The 23,081-nt window shown below is 64.1% G+C and carries 25 protein-coding genes; 4 read left to right on the forward strand and 21 right to left on the reverse strand.

The window, feature by feature from the left end; translation table 11 throughout:
- Positions 1-5: 5 nt before the first annotated feature.
- The 11 genes from RP6297_RS00635 to RP6297_RS00685 form a co-directional block, all read right to left on the reverse strand.
- Positions 6-1,613: a carboxyl transferase domain-containing protein gene (locus RP6297_RS00635; protein WP_037027753.1), complete on the reverse strand. Its 1,608-nt coding sequence runs from the start codon at positions 1,611-1,613 to the stop codon at positions 6-8.
- Between the two features lie 28 nt (positions 1,614-1,641).
- Positions 1,642-2,082, reverse strand: a complete 441-nt coding sequence (locus tag RP6297_RS00640) for a YchJ family protein (protein ID WP_037027755.1) — start codon at positions 2,080-2,082, stop codon at positions 1,642-1,644.
- Positions 2,082-2,780 carry an HAD family hydrolase gene (locus tag RP6297_RS00645; protein WP_037027756.1) on the reverse strand — a complete coding sequence of 233 codons (699 nt, stop codon included), beginning with the start codon at positions 2,778-2,780 and terminating at the stop codon, positions 2,082-2,084. The genes RP6297_RS00640 and RP6297_RS00645 overlap by 1 nt, the downstream gene beginning before the upstream one ends.
- 63 nt (positions 2,781-2,843) lie before the next feature.
- Positions 2,844-3,449, reverse strand: a complete 606-nt coding sequence (locus RP6297_RS00650; protein WP_012760959.1) for a 2-hydroxychromene-2-carboxylate isomerase — start codon at positions 3,447-3,449, stop codon at positions 2,844-2,846.
- Between the two features lie 43 nt (positions 3,450-3,492).
- Positions 3,493-4,623, reverse strand: a complete 1,131-nt coding sequence (locus RP6297_RS00655; protein WP_037027758.1) for an acyl-CoA dehydrogenase family protein — start codon at positions 4,621-4,623, stop codon at positions 3,493-3,495.
- A gap of 10 nt (positions 4,624-4,633) precedes the next feature.
- Positions 4,634-5,347, reverse strand: a complete 714-nt coding sequence (locus RP6297_RS00660) for an SDR family oxidoreductase (RefSeq protein WP_037027760.1) — start codon at positions 5,345-5,347, stop codon at positions 4,634-4,636.
- Between the two features lie 9 nt (positions 5,348-5,356).
- Positions 5,357-6,547, reverse strand: a complete 1,191-nt coding sequence (locus RP6297_RS00665) for an acetyl-CoA C-acetyltransferase (RefSeq protein WP_037027762.1) — start codon at positions 6,545-6,547, stop codon at positions 5,357-5,359.
- A gap of 687 nt (positions 6,548-7,234) precedes the next feature.
- A complete protein-coding gene (can, locus tag RP6297_RS00670) occupies positions 7,235-7,915 on the reverse strand; it encodes a carbonate dehydratase (protein WP_027678430.1) in 681 nt (226 codons plus the stop codon).
- 23 nt (positions 7,916-7,938) lie between these two features.
- Complete coding sequence (gene aceK, locus RP6297_RS00675) at positions 7,939-9,774, reverse strand: bifunctional isocitrate dehydrogenase kinase/phosphatase (RefSeq protein WP_037027763.1); 1,836 nt, start codon at positions 9,772-9,774, stop codon at positions 7,939-7,941.
- A 155-nt stretch (positions 9,775-9,929) separates the two neighbouring features.
- Positions 9,930-11,111, reverse strand: a complete 1,182-nt coding sequence (locus RP6297_RS00680) for an isovaleryl-CoA dehydrogenase (protein ID WP_037027764.1) — start codon at positions 11,109-11,111, stop codon at positions 9,930-9,932.
- A 176-nt stretch (positions 11,112-11,287) separates the two neighbouring features.
- The gene (locus RP6297_RS00685; RefSeq protein ID WP_037027766.1) at positions 11,288-11,785 is read right to left on the reverse strand and encodes a MerR family transcriptional regulator; all 498 of its coding nucleotides are present in this window, start codon (positions 11,783-11,785) and stop codon (positions 11,288-11,290) included.
- 184 nt (positions 11,786-11,969) lie between these two features.
- Between RP6297_RS00685 and RP6297_RS00690 the strand changes: the two genes are divergently transcribed.
- On the forward strand, positions 11,970-13,049 hold the full coding sequence (locus RP6297_RS00690) for an MBL fold metallo-hydrolase (RefSeq protein ID WP_037027768.1): 1,080 nt from the start codon (positions 11,970-11,972) through the stop codon (positions 13,047-13,049).
- Between the two features lie 33 nt (positions 13,050-13,082).
- Positions 13,083-13,469 (forward strand): antibiotic biosynthesis monooxygenase family protein, encoded by a 387-nt coding sequence (locus tag RP6297_RS00695; protein ID WP_009239249.1) that lies wholly within the window; start codon positions 13,083-13,085, stop codon positions 13,467-13,469.
- A 65-nt stretch (positions 13,470-13,534) separates the two neighbouring features.
- Here RP6297_RS00695 and RP6297_RS00700 read toward each other — a convergent pair whose 3' ends face one another.
- From RP6297_RS00700 to argS, 5 genes are all read right to left on the reverse strand, one after another.
- Complete coding sequence (locus RP6297_RS00700; protein WP_037027770.1) at positions 13,535-14,380, reverse strand: helical backbone metal receptor; 846 nt, start codon at positions 14,378-14,380, stop codon at positions 13,535-13,537.
- Positions 14,377-15,177: an SDR family oxidoreductase gene (locus RP6297_RS00705; protein ID WP_037028745.1), complete on the reverse strand. Its 801-nt coding sequence runs from the start codon at positions 15,175-15,177 to the stop codon at positions 14,377-14,379. Before RP6297_RS00705 ends, RP6297_RS00700 begins: the two co-directional genes overlap by 4 nt.
- A 112-nt stretch (positions 15,178-15,289) precedes the next feature.
- Complete coding sequence (locus tag RP6297_RS00710) at positions 15,290-15,946, reverse strand: thiol:disulfide interchange protein DsbA/DsbL (protein ID WP_004633713.1); 657 nt, start codon at positions 15,944-15,946, stop codon at positions 15,290-15,292.
- Between the two features lie 160 nt (positions 15,947-16,106).
- Complete coding sequence (locus RP6297_RS00715; protein ID WP_037027771.1) at positions 16,107-16,817, reverse strand: SPOR domain-containing protein; 711 nt, start codon at positions 16,815-16,817, stop codon at positions 16,107-16,109.
- A 60-nt stretch (positions 16,818-16,877) separates the two neighbouring features.
- A complete protein-coding gene (gene argS, locus RP6297_RS00720) occupies positions 16,878-18,668 on the reverse strand; it encodes an arginine--tRNA ligase (protein WP_037027772.1) in 1,791 nt (596 codons plus the stop codon).
- Positions 18,669-18,842: 174 nt separating this feature from the next.
- On the opposite strand from argS, the gene RP6297_RS00725 reads away from it, so the two are divergent.
- Entirely contained in the window at positions 18,843-19,166 is a 324-nt protein-coding gene (locus RP6297_RS00725) for a DUF1840 domain-containing protein (protein WP_037027773.1), read from the forward strand.
- A gap of 129 nt (positions 19,167-19,295) precedes the next feature.
- Here RP6297_RS00725 and RP6297_RS00730 read toward each other — a convergent pair whose 3' ends face one another.
- The 3 genes from RP6297_RS00730 to RP6297_RS00740 all read right to left on the reverse strand — a co-directional run bounded on the left by RP6297_RS00730 (position 19,296) and on the right by RP6297_RS00740 (position 20,632).
- Positions 19,296-19,853: a ferritin-like domain-containing protein gene (locus RP6297_RS00730; protein WP_037027774.1), complete on the reverse strand. Its 558-nt coding sequence runs from the start codon at positions 19,851-19,853 to the stop codon at positions 19,296-19,298.
- A 32-nt stretch (positions 19,854-19,885) separates the two neighbouring features.
- On the reverse strand, positions 19,886-20,311 hold the full coding sequence (locus RP6297_RS00735) for a DUF883 family protein (protein WP_037027777.1): 426 nt from the start codon (positions 20,309-20,311) through the stop codon (positions 19,886-19,888).
- Positions 20,312-20,458: 147 nt separating this feature from the next.
- Complete coding sequence (locus RP6297_RS00740) at positions 20,459-20,632, reverse strand: DUF1328 family protein (protein ID WP_004633727.1); 174 nt, start codon at positions 20,630-20,632, stop codon at positions 20,459-20,461.
- Positions 20,633-20,831: 199 nt separating this feature from the next.
- Between RP6297_RS00740 and RP6297_RS00745 the strand changes: the two genes are divergently transcribed.
- A complete protein-coding gene (locus RP6297_RS00745) occupies positions 20,832-22,274 on the forward strand; it encodes a sensor histidine kinase (protein ID WP_037028749.1) in 1,443 nt (480 codons plus the stop codon).
- 81 nt (positions 22,275-22,355) lie between these two features.
- On the opposite strand, the gene RP6297_RS00750 is transcribed toward RP6297_RS00745, so the two are convergent.
- Positions 22,356-22,496, reverse strand: a complete 141-nt coding sequence (locus RP6297_RS00750; RefSeq protein WP_012760976.1) for an entericidin A/B family lipoprotein — start codon at positions 22,494-22,496, stop codon at positions 22,356-22,358.
- Positions 22,497-22,568: 72 nt separating this feature from the next.
- Positions 22,569-23,009: a response regulator gene (locus tag RP6297_RS00755; RefSeq protein ID WP_012760977.1), complete on the reverse strand. Its 441-nt coding sequence runs from the start codon at positions 23,007-23,009 to the stop codon at positions 22,569-22,571.
- Positions 23,010-23,081 lie beyond the last annotated feature (72 nt).

Consider the following 23,081-nt stretch of genomic DNA (forward strand, 5'->3'; position numbering starts at 1 on the left):
CCCGCTTACATGCGGAACACGCCGAAGTTCATGTCGCCGATCGGTGCGTTCAGGCTGGCTGACAGCCCGAGGCCCAGCACGCTGCGCGTGTCGGCAGGGTCGATCACGCCGTCGTCCCACAGGCGTGCGCTGGCGTAATACGGATGGCCCTGGCGCTCATATTGGTCGCGGATCGGCGCCTTGAAGGCCGCTTCTTCGTCCGCGCTCCACTGGCCGCCCTTGGCTTCGATGCCGTCGCGGCGCACGGTGGCGAGCACGCTTGCGGCCTGTTCGCCGCCCATCACGGAGATGCGCGCGTTCGGCCACATCCACAGGAAGCGCGGCGAATACGCCCGGCCGCACATGCCGTAATTGCCCGCGCCAAACGAGCCGCCGATGATGACCGTGAACTTGGGCACCTGCGCCGTTGCCACGGCCGTCACCATTTTCGCGCCGTTCTTGGCGATGCCTTCGTTTTCGTACTTGCGGCCCACCATGAAGCCCGTGATGTTCTGCAGGAACACCAGCGGGATCTTGCGCTGACAGCACAGCTCGATGAAGTGCGCGCCCTTCAACGCAGCCTCGGAAAACAGAATGCCGTTGTTGGCGATGATGCCGACCGGGTAGCCCCAGATGCGCGCAAAGCCGCAGACCAGCGTCGTGCCGTAGCGCGCCTTGAATTCGTCAAAGGCGGAATCGTCGACGATGCGGGCGATGACTTCGCGCACGTCGAACGGCTTGCGCGTGTCGGTCGGGATCACGCCGTAGAGTTCTTCGGCTGCGTAGCGCGGTTCGACCGGCGCATGAATCTGCACCTGCTCCGGCTTGCGGCGGTTCAGGTGCGCGACGATGCTTCGGGCTTGCGCCAACGCGTGCGAATCGTTGTTGGCGAAGTAATCCGCCACGCCGGACAGCCGCGTATGTACATCGGCGCCGCCCAGGTCTTCGGCACTCACCACTTCGCCGGTCGCGGCCTTCACCAGCGGCGGGCCTGCCAGGAAGATCGTCCCCTGTTCCTTGACGATGATCGACTCATCACTCATGGCCGGCACATACGCGCCTCCCGCCGTGCACGAGCCCATCACCACCGCGATCTGTGGAATGCCCTTCGATGACAGGTTGGCCTGGTTGTAGAAGATGCGGCCGAAGTGGTCGCGGTCGGGAAACACGTCGTCCTGGTTCGGCAGGTTGGCGCCGCCCGAATCGACCAGGTAGACGCAGGGCAGGTGGTTCTGCTCGGCAATCTCCTGCGCGCGCAGATGCTTCTTCACCGTCATCGGGTAATACGTGCCGCCCTTGACCGTGGCGTCGTTGCAGACGATCACGCATTCCTGCCCCGAGATGCGGCCGATGCCGGTGATGATGCCGGCGCCCGGCGCGGCGTCGTCGTACATGCCATACGCCGCCAGTTGCGAGAACTCCAGGAACGGCGTGCCGGGGTCGAGCAGTTGCTGCACGCGGTCGCGCGGCAGGAGCTTGCCGCGCGCGAGGTGCTTGGCGCGGGCGTCTTCGCCGCCGCCCTGGGCGATGCGCGCAACCTTGTCGCGCAAGTCGGCGACGAGCGCGCGCATGGCATCGGCGTTGGCCTTGAAGTCTTCTGCGCGGGGGTTCAGCTTGGTCTCTAGCGTCGGCATGGCAGCAGTGCGGGAAGGTCGGTACGGTTCAGTCAGGGAAAGTGCCGTCGACGTACAGCCAACGGCCTTCGGCGGATTCAGCGCCGCTGGCGTCCAGGCGGACGAAGCGGCTGGTTTCATGCAGGCGATGCGCGCGGCCGCCCACCTTGTAGCGGGCGACGAATTCCACCGTCGCGTGCGTCGCGTCTTGCGGCGTGTGGCGCTTGACGTCCAGGCCGAGCCAGCGCGTGGCAGCGGCGTCTGCTTCGCTGGTTTCCAGGTCGACGGGGCAGGTGGACGGATGCCACGTGCGCCGCAGGTACGCCGTGTCGCCCAGCACATAGGCGCTGTAGCGCGAGCGCATCAGTTGCTCAGCGGTGGCCGCCACGGCCTCGCCCGCGTGGAACGGGCCGCAGCAACGCGCATAGGCGCCGTTGCCGCAGGGGCACGCGTCGGCCGCGCCGATGGGCTGGGTTTGTGCAGCAGGCATCAGGCCAGCAACTCCGGCAGTTCCGGCAGCTCGCGCATGTCGGTAAACGTGCGCGCCGCGCCAGCGGCGATCAACGGGCCGGGCGCGTTGCGGCCCGCGTATGCCAGCACCGTCATGCCGGCAGCGTGCCCAGCGGTAACGCCCGTGGGGCTGTCTTCGATCACCAGGCAGCGCGACGGCGATACCCCCAAGCTGCTGGCGGCGAGCAGATACACGTCGGGCGCGGGCTTGCTGCGCGCGACTTCGGTGGCCGAAAAGATGCGCACGTCCGTCGGCTGGAAATGCTCGATCAGACCGGTGCGATTGAGCTGCAGCTCCACCTTCATGCGGTCCGCTCCGGAAGCCACGGCCATCGGCAGGCCGAGCCTGGAGAGCACATCGATGGCGTGCCCGATATACGGCACGGCTTCCACTTCGGCTTCGAGCAGCACGTTGCGTCGCGCCTGGAAGGTGGACAACCAGTTCGGCGGCAGCGGTGCGCCGCGCATCTCGGCAATCGCATCCAGCTCTTCGCGGATGGCCTTGCCGAGGAAACGCTGGATGGAATCTTCCAGGCTGATGTCGATGCCAAGCTCGATCAGCATCTCCCAGATCAGCCGGTTGACGATAGGTTCGCTGTCGACCAGCACGCCGTCGCAATCGAAGAGGATCGCGTCAAAGCGCGGGTGGTTTGAAACAGAGGAGGTCACTGCAGTCATGCGCTCTTCGTTGTTGGTTCGTTGGCGGCGGTTCGTGCATCTGCCGCCGTTGTGGATGTGGCCTTATATGCGTCCGTCGCGCAGCAACGCTTCAATCTGGTCAAAGCGGTCGAAGCCCCAGAACGCCTCGCCGTCGACGATCACGTAGGGCGAGCCGAACACGCCGCGCGACATCGCCAGGTCGATCTCGGCCTTGAGCTGATCCTTGATCTGCTGGCTGCTTGCGCCGGCGTTGAGCGCGGCACCGTCGATGCCCATCGCGTCGGCAATCTTCATCACCTCGGTCGGCTCGCCGATATTGATGTCGTCAACGAACAGTGCGCGGTAGACGGCCCGCGCGAAGTCGATCGCGCGCTCCCCGCCGTGATGGTCATGCACCCACAGCGTGGCCCGCGCGGCGTATTGCGTGGGCAGCGGGAAGTGCGTCGGCTTGCGGTATTCAATGCCGTTGAAGCGCGCGGTACGCTCGAAATCGCGCCACGCGTAATCGCCCTTGAGCGGCACCTGCGGCAGCGGGGAGCCGCCGGTGGTCTTGAAGACCACCCCCAGCAGGATCGGGTGCCATGCCGTCGCCCGGTTGTACCGCTGGGCGAGTTCCTCCACGCGCGTGCTGGCGAAGTAGCCGTACGGCGATGAGAAGTCGAAGTAGAAATCGATGGCCCCGTTCATGGTGTGCTCCCCTTGTTGTGCTGCGCCTTCCCCAAAAAAATGCCTACGCCAGCGCGCGGGCGATCAAGATTTTCTGGATATCGCTCGTGCCCTCGTAGATCTGGCACACGCGCACGTCGCGGTAGATGCGCTCCACCGGGAAGTCGCTGACGTAGCCGTAACCACCGAAGACCTGGATGGCATCGGAGCACACGCGTTCGGCCATCTCGCTGGCGTTGAGCTTGGCCATGGCCGCTTCTTTCAGGCACGGCAGGCCGGCGTCCTTCAGGCTGGCGGCATGCCAGACCATCTGCCGCGCGACGTCCACACGCGTCGCCATCTCGGCCAGGCGGAACTGCACCGCCTGGTGCGCAAACAGCGGCTGGCCGAAGCTCTCGCGCTCCTTGGCATACGCCAGCGCTGCCTCAAAGGCCGCACGCGCCATGCCCACGCTCTGCGCGGCAATGCCGATGCGCCCGCCTTCCAGCCCGGACAGCGCCATCTTGTAGCCCGCGCCTTCTTCGCCCAACAGGCAATCGGCGGGGATGCGGCAGTCTTCGAACACGATCTGCGCCGTGTCGGACGAGTGCTGGCCGAGTTTGTCTTCGAGTCGCGCGACGATGTAGCCCGGCGTCTTGGTCGGCACCAGGAACGCGCTGATGCCGCGCTTGCCTGCAGCTTTGTCCGTCACAGCCATGACGATCCCCACGTCGGCATGCTTGCCGCTGGTGATGAACTGCTTCACGCCGTTCAAGACCCAGTGGTCGCCATCGCGCACGGCCGTGGTGCGCAGCGCCGATGCGTCGGAGCCGACGTGCGGCTCGGTCAGGCAGAACGCGCCGAGCATCTCGCCGCGCGCCAGCGGCACGAGCCACTGCTGCTTTTGCGCGTCGTTCGCAAACGCCATCAGCATGCTGCACACGGGGCAGTTGTTCACGCTAATGACCGTGGAGGTGCCACCGTCGCCGGCAGCAATCTCTTCCAGGATCAGCGCCAGCGACAGGTAGTCGAGCCCCGCGCCACCGAGTTCTTCCGGCACAGCCACGCCATAGGCGCCCAGCTCGCCGAGCTGGCGGTGCACGTCTTTCGGGAACGTCGCATCGCGGTCCCATGCGGCAGCGTGCGGGGTGATCGCCTCGCGCACGAAGGTGCGGATGGCGTCGCGAATCATCTCTTGCTCTTGGGTCAGCAGCATCGTTCCGGCCTCACCATTCAATGACGCTGCCGTCGTAGTTGCGGAACCCGCCGTTGTCGGCGCGCGTGGCGCCGGCAATCACGCGGCGGATGCCGGCCACGCTCTGCTGCGGCGTGATGGCCGCGCCCGCGCCGCCCATGTCGGTCTGCACCCAGCCCGGATGGAAGGTCAGGCACGTGGCGTTCTTGGCATCGATCGACAAGGCGCGCAGCACGGCGTTCACCGCTGCCTTGCTCGCGCGATACAGCCAGCCGCCGTTGCTCTCCATGTCGCCGATGCTGCCCATGCGGCTGGAAATGACGGCGAGCACGCCGCCGGGTTCGTCCACACCATTGCGTCCGGCTTCCACCATGGGCAGCACGGCGGGCAGCACGTTCATCGGGCCCCACACATTGGTGTGCATCACGGCATCGAAATCCGCCTGGCTGACGGGCGTGGCGCCCTGCGTGCGCGGGCCGTAGATGCCCGCTACGTAGATCGCCACGTCCAGCGCTTCGCCGTCGAGCTTCCACGCGAGCCCGGCAACGGCATTGGCGTCAGTCAGATCCAGCACGTGCGTTTCCGCGCCCAGCGCCTGCAATTCTTCTGCGGCTGCTTGCGAGCGCACGGTGGCGATCACGCGCCAGCCATCCGATCGGTATTGCTTGACGGTCTCCAGACCGATGCCGCGCGACGCGCCCAGGATGAGCGCGGTACGCGTGCGGCGGGACGTTGCGTTCGTCATGCGCGCGCCTTAGTAGAGTTCGATGCCGACGGCCGTGGCTTCACCGCCGCCAATGCACAGGCTGGCAACACCGCGCTTGCCGCCGCGGTGTTGCAGCGCGCCCAGCAGCGTCGCGATCAGGCGCGCGCCCGAGGCGCCGATCGGATGACCCAGCGCGCACGCGCCGCCGTTCACGTTCACCTTCTCGTGCGGGATCTTCAGGTCGTGCATCGCGGCCATCGGCACCACGGCAAACGCCTCGTTGATCTCGAACAGGTCGACGTTGCCCGAGTTCCAGTCGAGCTTCTTGAACAGCTTGTCGATGGCGGTGACCGGCGCCGTGGTGAACCAGCCCGGTGCCTGTGCGTGCGTGGTGTGGCCGAGCATCACGGCGAGCGGCGTGATGCCGAGTTGCTTGGCAGTCGACTCGCGCATCATCACCAGCGCAGCCGCACCATCGTTGATCGACGAAGACGACGCGGCCGTCACCGTGCCGTCTTTCTTGAACGCGGGCTTGAGCGAGGGGATCTTGTCGACCTTGATGCGGCGCGGGCCTTCATCGGTGTCGATGACGCTATCGTCGCCCTTGCCGGCTTTGCCCGGCACGGTAACCGGCGTGATCTCCCAGCGGAACGCGCCGGATTCGGTGGCCTCCTGCGCGCGGCGCACCGACGTCATCGCGAAGTGGTCCTGGGCTTCGCGCGTGAAGCCGTACTTCTCGGCGCAGTCCTCGCCGAAGGTGCCCATGGCGCGGCCCTTTTCATAGGCGTCTTCCAGGCCGTCGAGCATCATGTGGTCGTAGATCATGCCGTGCCCGATGCGATAACCGCCGCGGCCTTTCGGGATCAGGTACGGCGCATTGGTCATGCTTTCCATGCCGCCCGCGACCACCACGTCGACCGAGCCCGCGAGCAGCGCGTCATACGCGTTCATGGCTGCGCGCATGCCCGAACCGCACATCTTGTTGACCGTCGTGCAGCCGACCGACAGCGGCAGACCCGCGCCCAGTGCGGCCTGACGAGCCGGCGCCTGCCCCTGGCCCGCAGGCAGAACGCAGCCCATGATGACTTCTTCGATCTGTCCCGGTTTCAATCCCGCGCGTTCGACCGCAGCGCGAATGGCAGCGGCGCCGAGTTGCGGAGCGGTGAGGCTGGCGAGTTCGCCCTGGAAGGCGCCCATCGGGGTACGGGCGGCGGAGGCGATGACGATGCGGTCGGACATTGCTGCAATCTCCTGGAACTGTGCTTGGGACATGTTCTGCACTTTTGGTGCAGGGTTGATGTGTCTCTTGCTTGTTGGGTGGGCCTTGTTGGTCCATCTCCGTTTCGTCCCCTGCCGGGGCCGACTCACTTTCTTTGTCTTGCCAAAGAAAGTAACCAAAGAAAGGCGCGCCCGAGATGGCGACCCATCCCTTGAATTTTCGTAACCGGGCGGAGACGGGAAAAACTCGCTGCGCTCAAACAGTTTCCCGTCTTGTTTCCGCTCGCTTACAAAAATCCAAGGCGCCATCAAGGGCAGGAACGTCAACGGCCAAACCGTTGGTGTGCGTGCCCCATCAGGCTCTTGTTTTTTGCTGTTGCTGTTGCTTGCTGCCGTTTGCTTCGCTCTGCGTCTTGCCGCGTACCCACCACTGCGTTTGCACTGCGATGGTGGGGCCGTTCCTGCCCTAGATGGCGCCTTGAATTTCTGTTGCAGGGAGGAAAAAGAGGGGAGGCCTGTCTGAGCGAAGCGAGTTTGCCTCCCCTCCCTCCCTGCGACATAAATTCAAGGAATCTTTCGCCATCTCGGGCGCGCCTTTCTTTTGCTTACTTTTCTTTGGCAAGACAAAGAAAAGTGAGTCGTGCCCGGCAGGGTACGAAAGGGGGATGAACCACCAACATCAAATCCATCCCTCAAAAAAGCAAAAGCTCAAAACCCCACCGGACTAGGCACACTCCCTTCCTTCCCATAGTTCAACCAAGCATCAGCAAGCTGCGCATGCAGCTCCTCATTCGAACTCGCCGCCATCCCCAGATTGCGCAACATCCCGTCCTTCACGCCGTAAATCCAGCCATGAACAGTCAGCGGCTGCCCGCGATCCCACGCGTCCTGCACGATCGTCGTCAGGCACACGTTGTTGACCTGATGGATCACGTTCAGCTCGCACAGCCGGTCATGCTGATCCTGCTCACGAACCACGGTGCCGAGATAGGTTTCGTGCTGCTCGGCCACGTCGCGCACGTGACGAATCCAGTTGTCTGCCAGACCAAACCGTTGCTTCGTCAGCGCGGCCTTCACGCCCGAACAGCCGTAATGACCCACCACCGTGATGTGCCGGATCTTCAGCACCTCCACCGCGAACTGCAGCACCGACAGGCAGTTCAAGTCCGAGTGCACCACGACGTTGGCGATGTTGCGGTGGACGAACACCTCGCCCGGCGGCAGACCGATGATCTGGTTGGCCGGCACGCGCGAATCCGAGCAGCCGATCCACAGGTATTCCGGGTTCTGCTGGTTGGCCAGATTGGAGAAGAACGCCGGGTCTTCAGCGTTGACGCGCTCGACCCACTTCCGGTTGTTCTCGAACAGCTCTTTGATGCGATGTGGCATGGTTTCCCGTCGTGTTGAGAGGGTTAAGCGGCGGCGCGCTGCAGCGTCGTGTTGTCTTGCGCTGCGTTGTCGGGCGCGCTCGCGCCGTAGCGATTGACGAAGCGCTCGGCTGCGTCATACGCGTAGAAATCGTGCATCTGCCCCGTGAGCAGACGCTCCTTGTACCCCTGCCACATGGAAGCTTCAAAGAAGTCTGCGTGGTGCTTGAGGAAGGCTTCGCGCACGCGCGGGTCGCCCAGCAGGAACGTGCGGTACGTCTCGGGAAAAATGTCGTGCGGGCCGACGTTGTACCAGACCTCGCCGGACATTTCTTCTTCTTCCGTGCGCGGTTCGGGCACGGTGCGGATGTTGCAGTCGGTGAGGTATTCGATCTCGTCGTAGTCGTAGAAGACCACGCGGCCGTGGCGCGTCACGCCAAAGTTCTTGTACAGCATGTCGCCCGGGAAGATGTTCGCGGCGATGAGTTCCTTGATGGCGTTGCCGTATTCGATGATGCCGTGTTCGACCTGCGCATCGGTGCCTTCCTGCAGCCAGATGTTCAGCGGCGTCATGCGGCGCTCGATGTAGACGTGGCGAATGACGATCTCTTCGCTGCCGTCTTCGCTGCGCTGGTATTCGACCATCGACGGCGCGTGCTTCTCCAGCTCCTTGATGAGGTCGTCGTCAAAGCGCGAGAGCGGGAAGGACACGTCGGAATACTCCAGCGTATCGGCCATGCGCCCGACGCGGTCGTGGCGCTTCACCAGCTGATACTTGCTCTTGATCAGCTCGCGCGTGGTTTCCTTGGGCGGCGGGAAGTAGTCCTTGATGACCTTGAACACGTACGGGTACGAGGGCAGCGTGAACACCAGCATCACGAGGCCCTTGATCCCCGGCGCGATGATGAACTTATCCGACGAGTGCTGCAGGTGATGCAGGAAGTCGCGATAGAACAGGTTCTTGCCCTGCTTCTGCAGGCCGAGCGAGGTGTAGATCTCGGCGCGCGGCTTGCGCGGCATCAGGTCACGCAGGAAGGTCACGTAGGCAGACGGGATCTCCATGTCCACCATGAAATACGAGTGCGTGAACGAGAACAGGATCAGCAGCTGTTCCTGCCGCAGCAGCACCGTATCGAGCGAGAGCTGGCCTGCGGCATTGCGCAGGATCGGCACGGCCAGCGGGAACGTCTTGTCGCCGTTGATCACGCGCCCGATGATGTACGCCGCCTTGTTGCGGAAGAACAGCGACGACAGCACGTGGATCTGGAAATTGGGCGCGATGCGGAAATCGCCGAAGTGCTCGCCCACCGCGCGCACCACGTAGCCGATATCACGCTCCAGGTCTTCAAACGGCGCGTTGAGCTGGAAGTTGTGGACGATGCGCTCGAAACAGGCACCCAGGCCGTCGCGCGTGCCGGGGTAGTACGCGCGGTACGTCGGCTTGGTGGGCGACTCTTCATTCTCGATGTACTCCGTCGAGATGGCCGGGCGCACGAAGATGAAATCGTTGTTGAAGTACGAACGATGCAGGATGCGCGTGCACACCGAGTTGAAGAAGGTCTCGGCGCACTCGGGCTGATGATGGTTGGTCAGCAGGCCGATGAAGTGCAGCTTGATCTGGCGCCAGATCTCGTCGTCGATGTTCTCGGCGTCGTATTCGTCTTCGAGGATGACCGACGCTTCGCGCACGCGCTCGTCGTAATAAGCAATGCGGTCCCGCTGCAACTGCTGCAGGCCGGCCCAGTCTCCGGTCTCGAACGCCGTCTTGGCCTGTACGCTGACCTCGCGAAACAAGCGATAGTGCTTGTCGAAGCCGTCGAGCATCGTGCGGGCAACGTCGAAGGCGATCTGCGACGAGAGGAGCTTGGGGAAATGGGACATGGCGTGTGCGCGGGGGCAGGGAAGCGGCAAAACCAGCAAACCAGGCAGACCTAGATTGTAGGGTCTTCGGTACCGTGTTCGCGTCCTGAAACCGTTGCGCCTCCTTATCCGTTTGGCTGATGGCCCCGTGCCCCAGCCCCGCCTGCTCTCGCCAGTTACATCGTCTCTGCGTACAGCTCGCGGCCGATCAGCATGCGGCGGATTTCCGACGTGCCGGCGCCAATCTCGTACAGCTTGGCGTCGCGCCACAGGCGGCCGACCGGGAATTCGTTGATGTAGCCATTGCCGCCCAGGATCTGGATGGCTTCGCCGGCCATCCAGGTGGCCTTCTCGGCGGTGTAGAGGATCACGCCGGCGCAGTCCTTGCGCACCTGGCGCACGTGGTCGCGGCCCAGTGAGTCGAGGTTCTTGCCGACCGTGTACAGGTACGCGCGGCAAGCCTGCAGCGTGGTGTACATGTCAGCCATCTTGCCCTGGATGAGCTGGAATTCGCCAATGCTCTGGCCGAACTGCTTGCGGTCGTGGATGTACGGCGTGACCACGTCCATGCAGGCCTGCATGATGCCGATCGGGCCGCCGGAGAGCACCGCGCGCTCGTAATCCAGGCCGCTCATCAGCACCTTGGTGCCGCCGTTTTCCTGGCCGAGGATGTTCTCCACCGGCACTTCCACGTTCTCGAACACCAGCTCGCCCGTGTGCGAGCCGCGCATGCCGAGCTTGTCCAGCTTTTGCGCCACCGAGAAACCCTTCATGCCTTTCTCGACGATGAACGCCGTCATGCCGCGCGCGCCCAGTTCCGGCTCGGTCTTGGCGTAGACGACCAGCACGTCGCAGTCGGGGCCATTGGTGATCCACATCTTGGTGCCGTTGAGCACGTAGCGGTCGCCTTTCAGCTCTGCGCGCAGCTTCATGCTGACGACGTCCGACCCCGCATTCGGCTCGCTCATTGCCAGCGCGCCCACCCATTCGCCCGACACCAGCTTGGGCAGGTACTTGGCCTTCTGGGCCGCCGTGCCGTTGCGGTGGATCTGGTTCACGCACAGGTTCGAGTGCGCGCCATACGACAGGCCCACCGACGCCGATGCGCGGCTGATTTCTTCCATGGCGATCATGTGCGCCAGGTAGCCCATGTTGGCGCCGCCGTATTCCTCCGCCACCGTGATGCCGAGCACGCCCAGCTCGCCCATCTTTCGCCATGCGTCCATCGGGAACTGGTCGGTGCGGTCGATTTCGCCGGCACGCGGTGCCAGCTCGCCCTGCGCCCAATCGCGCACGGCCGAACGCAGCATCTCGATGTCTTCGCCCAAGTCGAATTTCAGGCCGGGCAGCTCAATCATGGTGGTCTCCTTGGGCGCGGTTCGAGCCGCGGGTGTCTCTGTCAGTGGTCTGGCGCTGTGCGGTGCGCGTCGCTTATGGCGGGCGCCGCGGTGCCGGGAGGGTGCAGCAGGGTGTTGCGTATTGTATTGACGTTTACGTAAACGTCAATGACCGTCCATTACGTAGATTTGCGGAATCAGGCGGCCTTGCGGCGCTTGGTCGGCTTGACCGTGCCGGCCTGCGCGTCTTGCAGCAGGCGCCGGCACTGGCGTTCGTGCTGGTCGATCTCGGCCAGTTGGGCGTTCAGGTCTTCCAGTTGCTGCGTGAGCACCGCGCGGTGCTGGGCCAGCGACGCCAGGAAGCGCTCCAGCTGCGGCACCGTATCGCGCGGTGACTCATACAGGTCCAGGATCTCCTTGATCTCACCCAGCGACAGGCCGAGCCGCTTGCCGCGCAGGGTCAGTTTCAGGCGTGTACGCTCGCCGGCCGAATACACCCGGCGACGCCCGCCCGGGCCCTGCCGATCCGGCGCCAGTAGGCCCTGGTCTTCGTAGAAGCGGATGGCGCGCGGCGTGATATCGAACTCGCGGGCAAGATCGGTGATGGTGAAGCTTGCGTCGGCAAGCGCGCCGGCATCGCCCGATTCAAGATCGGCGGCAAGCGCGGCGGCGGCAGACGGAGTGGAGGCGGACATACGGCGGGAACGGGCTAACGGCAGAGGAGTGATGACACATGCACGCCGGGCAGCGACATTAAGTTTTCGCTTAAGATGGATGACCGGCGGCGAATTGACGTTTACGTTAGCGTCAATGGCGCCAAACCGCAATCGCAGAGACCGCCCCGACGCACCCAAAGGCGGCGACCGAGACCACAACCTCATGAACGCGCTCGAACACCAACTCGACTATCCCTTTGGCGACATGCTTCCCGAAGGCGGCACGCGGTTTAAAGTCGCCCCCGGCGTTTACTGGCTGCGCATGCCGCTGCCGTTTGCGCTCGATCACATCAACCTCTGGCTGCTGCGCGATCGGCAAGACGGGCAGGACGGCTGGACGATCATCGATTGCGGCATCAACCACGAAGCGATTCGCGGGTACTGGGAAACGATCTTCGCGAACCACCTCGACGGCCTGCCGGTGCTGCGCGTGCTGGTCACGCACTGCCATCCGGATCACGTTGGCCTCTCGAGCTGGCTGTGCGAAGGCGGCGACGAAAAACGTTGGAACGTGCGCCTGTGGATGAGCCTGGGCGACTACGCCTTCGCGCGCATGCTGGTGGGCGGCACGGGCGCGTCGAATGCCGGCGGCGAATTTGCCGCGCGCCATTTCGAGCGCCACGGCTTGACCGACCCGACTTCCATCGAAGGCATCCGCAATCGCAAGGATTACTACAGCACGCTCGTGCCCGGCGTGCCGAGCCAGTATCGTCGCCTGATGGACGGCAATGTCGTCACCATCGGCGAGCACAAGTGGCGTGTCATCACCGGTTTCGGCCACGCGCCCGAGCACGTCGCGCTCTACAGCGAAGATGCCAACGTGCTGATTTCCGGCGACATGGTCCTGCCGCGCATTTCCACCAACGTCAGCGTGTTCGATCTGGAGCCTGAAGCGGATTCGCTCACGCTGTATCTGGATTCGCTCGGCAAATACGAGCCGCTGCCCGCGGATGTGCTGATTCTGCCGTCGCACGGGCGACCGTTCCGGGGGCTGCATACGCGCATTCGGCAACTGCGCGATCACCATGCGGATCGCCTGGCCGAAACGTTGGCCGCGTGCAAGGCCGCGCCGCAATCGGCCCGCGACATCGTCAACGTCATCTTCAAACGCCAGTTCGATGTGCACCAGATGACCTTCGCGATGGGCGAGGCGCTTGCTCACCTGCATGCGCTGTGGCATCAAGGCGAACTGGTGCGCGAAACCGGCGCGGACGGTATCGTTCGATTCCAGGCCGCTGCATAACCACACAACCCGTGCTTTCCACCGGAGCCGACCATGGCTGACCAGCATGACGTTCTCGACGACAGCGCCGTCGTCCTGCCGTTTCCCGCGCAAACGCCGACTGCGCCGTATTACGCGGTGATTTTTTCCTCCACGCGCACCGACGGCGACAACGGCTACGGCGCCATGGCCGACCGCATGGTGGAGTTGGGCCGCAGTATGCCGGGGTTTCTCGGCATCGAATCCGTACGCGATGAGCTGGCCGGCGATCAGGGGCGGCCGGGTATCACCGTGTCGTATTGGTCGTCGCTGGAGGCCATTCGCGAATGGAAGAACCAGAGTGACCACCTTGCCGCCCAGAAGCTGGGACGTGAGCAGTGGTATGCGTCGTACCACCTGCGCATTGCCAAGGTCGAGTACGACTATGGGTTCGAGCGATAACGTATCGCTGCGGCCAACAAAAAACCCGCCAACCGGCGGGTTTTTTTCGGCCTGAAGATTTGGCCCTAACGCAGCGTCTTCGCAAATTGCCCCAGATACCGCACGCCATCAATCGCGCGGCTGCCGTACCACGACACCATTTCGCCATCCACGAGGTAGACCGGCTTGCCGATCTGTTTTTCCAGCGCATCGACGTGCTCTTCGGTAAAGCTGTAAGGCTCGGTGGAGAGCAGCACGCAGTCGATGTTGCGCACGACATCATCGCTCCAACGGAACGTCGGGTAGTGCGTGTCGGGCCGATTGGGGCGGGCACAATCGCCGCTCTTGTCGGTGCCGCATTCCACGGGCGCAGGGTCGTCCGGCCACGTATGGCAATTCACGAGCTTGAGCATGCGCGAGATGTACGTGTCGCGCGACACCGTCATCCACGGGTCTTGCCAGATGGCGTACAGCACGCGGTGCGGCAGGAAGTGGCGGCCGCGCAGCGCTTCCAGCTCCTGCGTGAGCGCGTCCGCCAGCTTTTGTGCCTGCGCCTCGCGGCGGAAGATGCCGCCCAGCAGCTGGTATAGCGCGAGATTGTCTTCGGGCGAGCAAGGATGGGTGACGATGATGTGCGGGATGAACTCGCGCAGCCTGTCGACGGTCGGGCGCGTGTTCTCGTCAATGTTCACGATGACGTGCGTGGGCGCCAGCTCGCGCAACTTGTCCAGTTTGACGGTCTTGGTGCCGCCAACCTTGGGCACGTTGCGCACCGCTTCGCGCGGGTGGATGCAGAAGCCGGTGCGGGCGACGAGCTGATCGCCGAGGTCGAGCGAGAACAGCAGATCGGTAATCGAAGGGACCAGGCTGGCGATGCGCGGTGTGGTGTCGACAGGGGCGTGGGCGAGCCCAGCCGCATCGGTGTAAGTCATGACGAAATCTCGGGGTTGCGAGGTTTGCGCCCGGCGCGCGCAAACGCAAAGTCATAGAGCCCGCGCGGCAGCACGTGCAGCAGCTTGGCGACGATGCCCATCGGCCATGGCAGCACCGTGAAGCGCACGCCGCGATGGATCGCATTCACGGCTTTCAGCGCGAAGCGGTCCACCGGCATCAGGAAGGGCATCGGATACGGATTGTGTTCGGTCATCGACGTGCGGATGTAGCCGGGGGCGATCGTCACCACGCGCAGCCCAAGCGGGCCGAATTCCACGCGCAGGCTCTCCATCAGCTTGATCACCGCCGACTTGGAGGCGCTGTACGCCGCCGCACCCGGCAGCCCGCGCACGCCCGCCACGCTGGCAATGCCGACCAGCGTGCCGCCGGGCTGCCCAGGCTTGGCGCGTGCCAGCATCGGCCCGACAAACGGCTGGAACGTGTTGAGCACGCCCATCCAGTTGGTGTCCATCACGACAGCAAAGGCTTTCAGGTCGCCGGGTTCGCGCAAGTCCGTGCCGACCGAGATGCCGGCGTTGGCGATCACCACATCGGGCAGCCCGACCGTGGCGATAAAGGCGTTGGCCGCGTCGCGCATTGAATCGGCGCTGCGCACGTCGGCGGCGTAGCAGTGACAGCGGCTCTGGAGGGCGGCTGGCAGGGTCTGCACAAACGCTTGGAGCGCGTCGACACGCCGTGCGACCAGCCCGATCGTTGCGCCCTGCGCTGCGTACTGACGTGCCAAGGCTTGGCCGATGCCGCTGGAGGCGCCGGTGATGAAGACGATCTCGCTCATGTCGATGTCCTGGTAGGTGTGAAGAAGGCCGACGCACAAAAAACGCCCGCACAGGGGCGGGCGTCGATGGCGGTGTCACGCCCGGGCGGATGCCCGGAAACGCGTCAATCCGTCACATCTTGCGGTTGCGCACCTGGTCGACGAGGTAGTCGAGCGTCTGGGCAGCGCCCACGTTGCTGCCGGCATCTGCCGGCGACGTGGTGTATTTACCCTGCACAACGACGGTCGGCACGCCTTCGATCTTGTACTGATCGGCCAGTTGCGCGGCGCGTTTGGTATTGGCGTTCACACTGAACGAGTTGTAGGTGTCGCGGAACTGCTTCTCGTCGACGCCGTTTGCAGCCATGAACTTGGCGATGTCATCGAGTTCGGACATCGAACGGTAGTTCTTGTGCAGTTGGTCGAATACGCGGTCATGCAGCGTCTTGCCGCTGGCGTCCTTGGCGTCGAGCTTGCCCAGCGCTTCCAGCGTGTAATAGATGCGCGTATGCGGTTCCAGCTTGGCATTGAAGGCCACCGGCACGCGCTTGATCACCACGTCCTTGCCTTGCTTGGCGACCCACGCCGTCCAGGTGTTTTCAAAGTCGTAGCAGTGCGGGCAGCCGTACCAGAAGAACTCCGTCACTTCGATCTTGCCTGCGGGCACGGGCTGCGGCGTTTGCAGCACTTTGTATTCCTTACCGGCGGTGGGCGCGGCGTTGGCCGGCGCGGTCATCAGGAAGCCGGCGCCGGTGGCGAGGGCAATCAGGAAAGCAGCGAGTTTTTTCATGGTGAATGGACGACGAATTAGACGACGAACTGGACGAAGCAACGGAAAAACCAGCGAAATCCAGTGCAGAACCGACAGATGCCGCTGTCAGCGTAACTGAGACTCAGGTTTCTGACCGATCACAGCCTGCCGGGTTCACAGCAGGCTGCACAACTTGACGTTACTGGCGAGCGAAGCGGATGACCGAGGATTCCACGCCCGTCGACTGCAGGCGGCTGCGTACAGCGGTCATCTCATCCAGCGAATTGAACGGCCCCAGGCGCACGCGATACATCGTGGTGCCGTTCACCTCGCGCTGCGTCACCTTGGCTTCAAAGCCCTGCATGGCCAGATTGCCCTTCTGGCGCTCGGCATCTTCGGCGGATTTATAAGCGCCCACTTGCAGGAAATAGCCCGTCTTGGCAGCATCCTGGCGAGCGATCTCTGCAATCGGGTCCGTGACCGGCTTTTCGTTGGAAGCCGCGACCGGCGGCTTGGGCGGTTTGGCGATCGGTGCGCTCGCCGTTTGCGGCGCCGAGCCCGGCTGCGCCGGGCGGATGGTGATTCCGGGCGGCGGATTATTCTGATCAGCGGGCTGATCGACCGGCTTGGCCGGCACGCGGCTCCACAGCGGTGCGTTGGGGTCAGCTGCCTGCGGCGCGCTGGCCTGAGGCGCGGGTTGTACCGGGGGCGGCAGCGTGTTGACCACGTTGCCCGCTTCGCTCGGCTTGGGCTGCGCGCCGCCACGCGATACGAAGGGCACCGGGGCCTTGGTGATGTACACCGCCACCACCACTGCGATCGCCAAACCGACGATCAAGCCCAACACCAGACCCAGAAACGTGCCGCCGCGTTGCGAGCGGGAACGGGAAGATTGCGTATTGCGTGCCATGTCGATCCTTCTAGAAGCGCCCGATTATAAGAGCGCCGTGTGATGCCCGATCGCGGGCATTTACATCTTTTGCGGCGCGGATACGCCGATCACCGTCAACCCGTTGCGCAGCACCTGGCGCGTGGCAGCCAGCAGGGCCAGACGGGCACGCTTGACGGCCTCGTCGTCCACCAGCACACGATCGGCGTTGTAGAACGCGTGGAAATCGCCCGCGAGGTCGCGCAGGTAGAAGGCCACGGCGTGCGGGGCCAGCTCCCGCGCGGCGTCGACCAGCATGTCGGGGAATGCAGCTAGGCGTTGCACCAGGGCGGTCGCCTGCGGGCTGACGTCCGGGCCCGTCACCGCAGCGAGATCGGCGTTGGTGAGCGAAGCGGGGTCAACGCCGGCGCGCTCGAACACCGAGCAGATGCGCGCGTGAGCGTACTGCACGTAATACACCGGGTTCTCGTCGCTCTGCTTGAGCGCCAGATCCACGTCGAAGACGAATTCGGTATCGGCCTTGCGCGACAGCAGGAAGAAGCGCACGGCGTCGCGGCCGCGCGTGAAGCGCGCCGGCCAGTTCGGCTCGCCGGCTTCCACGCAGGCGCGGATGGTGTCGACACCGGCTTCGCTCTCGGCGTCGCCGTTGGACCATTCGATCAGGTCGCGCACCGTCACGTACGAGCCGGCGCGCTTGGAAATCTTCACCTCGGCGCCGTCCTTCATCACCGTGACCATCTTGTGCAGGACGTAATCGGGGTAGCCCTTCGGGATGCCGATGTTCAGGCCCTGCAGGCCGGCGCGCACGCGGGCGATCGTGCCGTGGTGGTCGCTGCCCTGCACGTTGATGACCTGCGTGAAGCCACGGCCCCACTTGGTCGTGTGGTACGCCACGTCGGGCACGAAGTACGTGTACGCGCCGTCGGACTTGCGCATGACGCGGTCCTTGTCGTCGCCGTCATCGGTCGTGCGCAGCCACAGCGCGCCTTCCTGCTCGTAGGTCTTGCCGGCAGCGACGAGCGCGTCCACCGTTTGCTGTACCTTGCCTTCGGTGTACAGCGACGACTCCAGGTAGTAACGGTCGAACTTCACGCCGAAGGCCTGCAGGTCGATGTCCTGCTCGTTGCGCAGATACGTCACGGCAAAGCGGCGGATGGCTTCGAGGTTTTCCACATCGCGCTCGCCGGTCACGGGTTCGCCATCGGAGGCGCGTACGGTCTTGCCGGCGAGGTAATCGGCGGCGATGTCGGCAATGTAGTCGCCGTTGTACGCGGCTTCAGGCCAGTTGGCGTCGCCGGGCTTGTAGCCGCGTGCGCGGGCCTGGACGGAGACGGCGAGGTTGTGGATCTGGACGCCGGCGTCGTTGTAATAGAACTCGCGGTGGACCTTGTGGCCTTGCCAGTCGAGCAGGCTCGCCAGCGCATCGCCCAGTGCGGCCTGGCGGCCGTGGCCGACGTGCAGCGGACCGGTCGGATTGGCCGAGACGAATTCCACCAGCACCGGAGCGCCGTCATGCGTGTTGGCGGCGCCGTAGCGGTCGCCTTCGGCAAACACGGCGGCGATCACGTCGGCACGCGCGGCGGCAGACAGGCGCAGGTTGATGAAACCCGGGCCGGCGATTTCCACGGCAGCCACCAGACGCTGGCCGCGGGCATCGGCGCGGATGGCATCGGCGATCTTGCCGGCCAACTCGCGCGGGTTGGTGCCCAGGGGTTTGGCGAGCTGCAGCGCGACGTTGCAGGCGATGTCGCCGTGCGCGGCCTGCTTGGGGCGCTCCAGGACGATCTCCGGTCGGGCTTGGCCCTCGGGCAGCAGGGAGCCGACGGCGTCGGACAACAGTTGGGCGATCGTCTGTTTGTGGGAGGGCAGCATAAAGAAACCATGACGCCGGCAGTGCTGAAATGGATTGAAATCCAGTCCTGGCGCCGCCAGTTGCGTTGTTCGGGGAAAAGTACGAAATTTTATCAGGTGAGCCGCGGTCTCAGAGGTATCCGCCCCAGTCAGGGCAATCCGTGGCCCCCACCCAACCAAGGGAAACAACAAATCATGATCACCTTTACTTCGCACGCTTCGCAGAAATTCTCGATGCAGAAGGATCTCGCCATGGTGCTCCTGGGCGTGATCGGCAAGACGCTGGGCGAGCGCGGTGTCATCACGCCCGAAGAAATGCCCCACGCCATCGACCGCCTCAAGCGTGCCATCAAGGATGACACGCACCAGGCACATATCAAGGTGGCCGAACTGTCGGCGTCCGAGTTGGAAGAAAACGGCGAAGAAGAGCCGCCGCACCTCGGCCAGCGCGCCTATCCGCTGCTGCACATGCTGGAAGAATCGCTGGTCGAACAATCCAGCGTGCTCTGGGGCGTCTGAGCTTCGGACGCAGGCCAAAAAAATGCCCGGCCGCCAAACGGGGCGGTCCGGGCATCCGGCCACAGCGGGCCGGGAGCGGGGGAGGGGGGGCTGGCGCGCTGGCCGGTATCTCGTCCGACTGCTTTCGCTTTATTGGTCGTGAAGCATGTCGGACAACTCGTCCGCGTGTTCTTCCTCCACGGCCAGAATCTGTTCCAGCACGCGCCGCGTGGTGGGGTCTCGATCCCCGATGTAGCGGATCATCTCCAGGTAGCTGTCGATCGCGATCCGTTCGGCCACCAGGTTTTCCTTGATCATGTCGACCAGGCTGTCGGCTTCCACGTACTCGGAATGGCTTCGCGTGGACAGCCCTTCGGGGTTGAAGTTGGGCTCGCCGCCCAGTTGCACGATGCGGGCGGCGATGCTGTCGGCGTGGGCCTGTTCCTCGTTGGCGTGCACCAGGAATTCTGCTGCGATCGGTTCTGCGTTGATGCCCTTGGCCATGAAATGATGGCGCCGGTAGCGCAGCACGCAGATCAACTCGGTCGCCAGCGCCTCGTTCAGCAGCCGTAACACGGTCTCCCGATCGGCTTTGTAATCTTCGGTCACCGCACCTTCCTGGATGTGCTTGCGAGCACGTTCGCGCAAAGTCTTGATGTCGGTGAGAAAGCCGCTTTCCGAGGGGGCGGCGACGTTGGTCAGACTCATGGGGTTGCTCCTGCGGTGATGGGCGGAGAGGGTTATTCGCTTCCGTCGCGACGGCCGCTGCCGGCCAGTGCCACGACCAAGCCGATCGCCGCGCCAATGGCCACGGCCACGCCAACCGCCCTGAACGGCGCCGCTGTGATGGTTTCTTCCGTGCGGCCAAGTGCCCAGTCCATGCGTTCGCGGGCCTGGTGGGCACGCTCGTTGGCGGCGCGGCGCAGCTGGTCGGCACGCGCCTGAAGCGTACGGCTTGCGCGATCGGCTTCGGCGCTGCCTTCGTCCGTCAACGTATGGATGGCGTCCTCAAGCGAGCGCAGCAGGCTTTGAACGTCTTCCACGGCGGGGCGGGAGGCGCTGCGGGCGTGGTCGACGGCGTCGCTGGCGCTGTCCATGGCGCGGCGCGCGCGGTCGTTGACTTCATCTATCCGACTGCGGACGCGATGGTTGGCAAAAAGTGACATGGGGAGGCTCCTCGTCGTGGCGCCGCAGGGCGGCACACACCTGCGGTGCGGTTGTCTTGAGTGCGATTCGGCTTGTGCAAAAGCGGGCCACGTGACCCAAAACAGCTAGCAAGACACGGGCCGCGCTTCCGCGCTGGATTGGCCGCGCTAATCGACGGCCTTGAAGACCGTGACGCCCAACACCAGAAACAGCACGAACAGCACCACGAAGATGAAGAACAGGACCTTGGCGATACTTGCCGCACCTGCGGCAATGCCGGTAAAGCCCAGCACGCCTGCCACCAGGGAGATGATGGCGAAGATGAGTGCCCATTTGAGCATGTTGTCGTCTCCGGTTCGGATGGATGGGATGCAGGGCACCGCCCTGCGGCGTATCCCCACGCACATCGCGTGCCTGACCGGGGTGCGCCCCAAGTGTCGCCCGGGGCGCCCACGCGGTATCATCCGAATTGCTAAAAAAATCACAAACGCAACGCACGCCGCGTCGGGCGGTTTGACGTTTCCTATGGGTCTGCATGCCATGCGGTCATCCTTGCGCTCCACTCTGCTGCTCGCCGGCGGCATTCTGCTGACGCTCGGGGTGCTGATTGCCTCAGAGACGGGCAACATCCGCCTGAGCCAGGGCTATCGGCAGGTGATTCAGTCGCAGCAGGCTGAAACCGCCATCAACGAACTGCTGGCCGAACTGGTGAATGCCGAGGCCGGGCAACGCGGGTTCTTGCTCACGGGCAAGGACGAATACCTCGATCCGTACAACAAGGCCATCCCGCACATCCACGCGTTGATGGCGGAAATTCGCGATCACTACGCCAACGATCCGGACGCGCTCAAGCTGTTCTCGGAGACAGCGCTTCAGGTGAGCCGCAAGCTCACCGAGATGGAACTCACGCTCATCTATGGCAAGCGTGATCTGGAAGTGGCGCTCGATCTCGTGCGCACCGATTTCGGCAAGGCATCGATGGAAGCGGTGCGACAGGGGCTGGATCGACTGCGTCAGCGTGAGATCGCCACCGTGGCGCGCAGTCTTGAACACGCCGAGCGCGACCTGGCGCTCTCGCGCTACGGCATTGCGCTCATCACGGCGGTCAACATCATCCTGCTGGTGGTATTGGGCATGCAGCACGCCAAGCGCCTTGCCGTGACGGAGCGCGAGCGCGACATGGCCGAAGAGGAAAGCCAGAAACTCGACCGCATGGTGCGTGAGCGTACACGACAGTTGAGTGACCTCGCCGCGCACTTGCAGCGCGTAACCGAAGACGAGAAGACGCGCCTGGCGCGCGAGTTGCACGACGAGTTGGGCGCCATCCTCACCGCCACCAAGATGGACCTCCACTGGCTGCGCTCACGCGTGCACAGCAGCGAGCCGGCCGTGAGTGAAAAGATTACCCGCGTGATGGCCCACGTCGATCAGGGCATCCAGATCAAGCGCCGCCTGATCGAAGACCTTCGCCCGACCATCTTGCTGAACCTGGGGCTGGTGGAAGCGCTCTCGCAATTGACCGAGGACGTCGGTACGCGCAATGGCTGGCATACGGAAGTGAGCCTGCCCGACGATATGCCCAAGCTGACCGACGATGCGGCCATCGCGCTGTATCGGATCGTGCAGGAATCGCTGACCAACGCATCGAAATACGCGCATGCGACCACGGTGTCGGTGGCGCTCGATGTGGGTGAAGAGGGCGTGCGCTTGCGCGTGCGCGACAACGGCCGAGGTTTCCCTGCCGATATCGAGCGCCGCCGCATGGTTGGCCATCACGGCCTGCTGGGGATGGAGCAGCGTGCCATTGCGCTGGGTGGCACGCTCGTCATCGATTCCATGCCGGGCGGAGGCGTGACGATCATCGTCGAGCTACCTCCCAGCGATGCCGTCTTCGACCGGAGTGCGGCCAACGAACCGTCGGGCATGCAGGCGCTGACTGGCGGGATTGCGCCCGCGCCGGGTCACGGCGGCGCAACGGTGTAGGTCGCTCGCCAGGTGCTGCCCAAACAAAAAGCCCCATCGCGGGGCTTGTTGTTTTTGATGCCGGATTGGCTGACGCGGGCGTTACATCTTCTGCTTGACGTTGTCGGCCGAGTTCTCCAGCTTCTGACCACCGGTCTGGATGTCTTTGCCGGCGCCGGCCATGGTGTTGCAGCCAGCCAGGAACATACACGTCAGTGCAAGTGCGGCACACAAGGTCTTCATCGAACGCTCCTTGGGGTGAGAAATGACGTTGGGCGCGCAGCGCGGCGGTATTTGCGGCGCGCGCGAACAATCTCAGGGGTGAAAATGCTGCGCGGGCTGCGGGCGGGGGCGGCCCACGCCGGCGCGCTCTTCGATGACCTCGAACACCTTGTCGAGCTCGAGCGACTTGTCGAAGAAATAGTTGGCGCCAGCTTCAAAGCAGCGCTGCCGGTAGGTCGGCACTTGCGCGTGGTTGGTATAGACGATACGCACGCTGGGTGATGCCTGATCACGCAAGGTTTGAAGGACCTTGAACCCGTTGCCCTGCCGCAATTGCAGGTCAACGATCACGACGTCGTAGTTGCCTTGCCCGAGGAGGCGCAGCGCCAAATCTTCGGTGTCTGCCCATTCGACCGTCGCCACGAAGGCGGAGGCCTTGAGGTATTCCAACACCATGCCACGAAGCACAGGGGAGTCCTCGATCAGGAGGACACGCAGGCCACGGGCGGAGAGGGTGACGGCTTGATCCAGCATGGGTTGATGTTAGCCAGCGGGTTGCCGAGGTGGTATCAGGCGTTGTCCTACATGCCAGTTGGGTTTGCGGCG

This window comes from Ralstonia pickettii (assembly GCF_016466415.2).
GTDB classification, from domain to species: domain Bacteria; phylum Pseudomonadota; class Gammaproteobacteria; order Burkholderiales; family Burkholderiaceae; genus Ralstonia; species Ralstonia pickettii.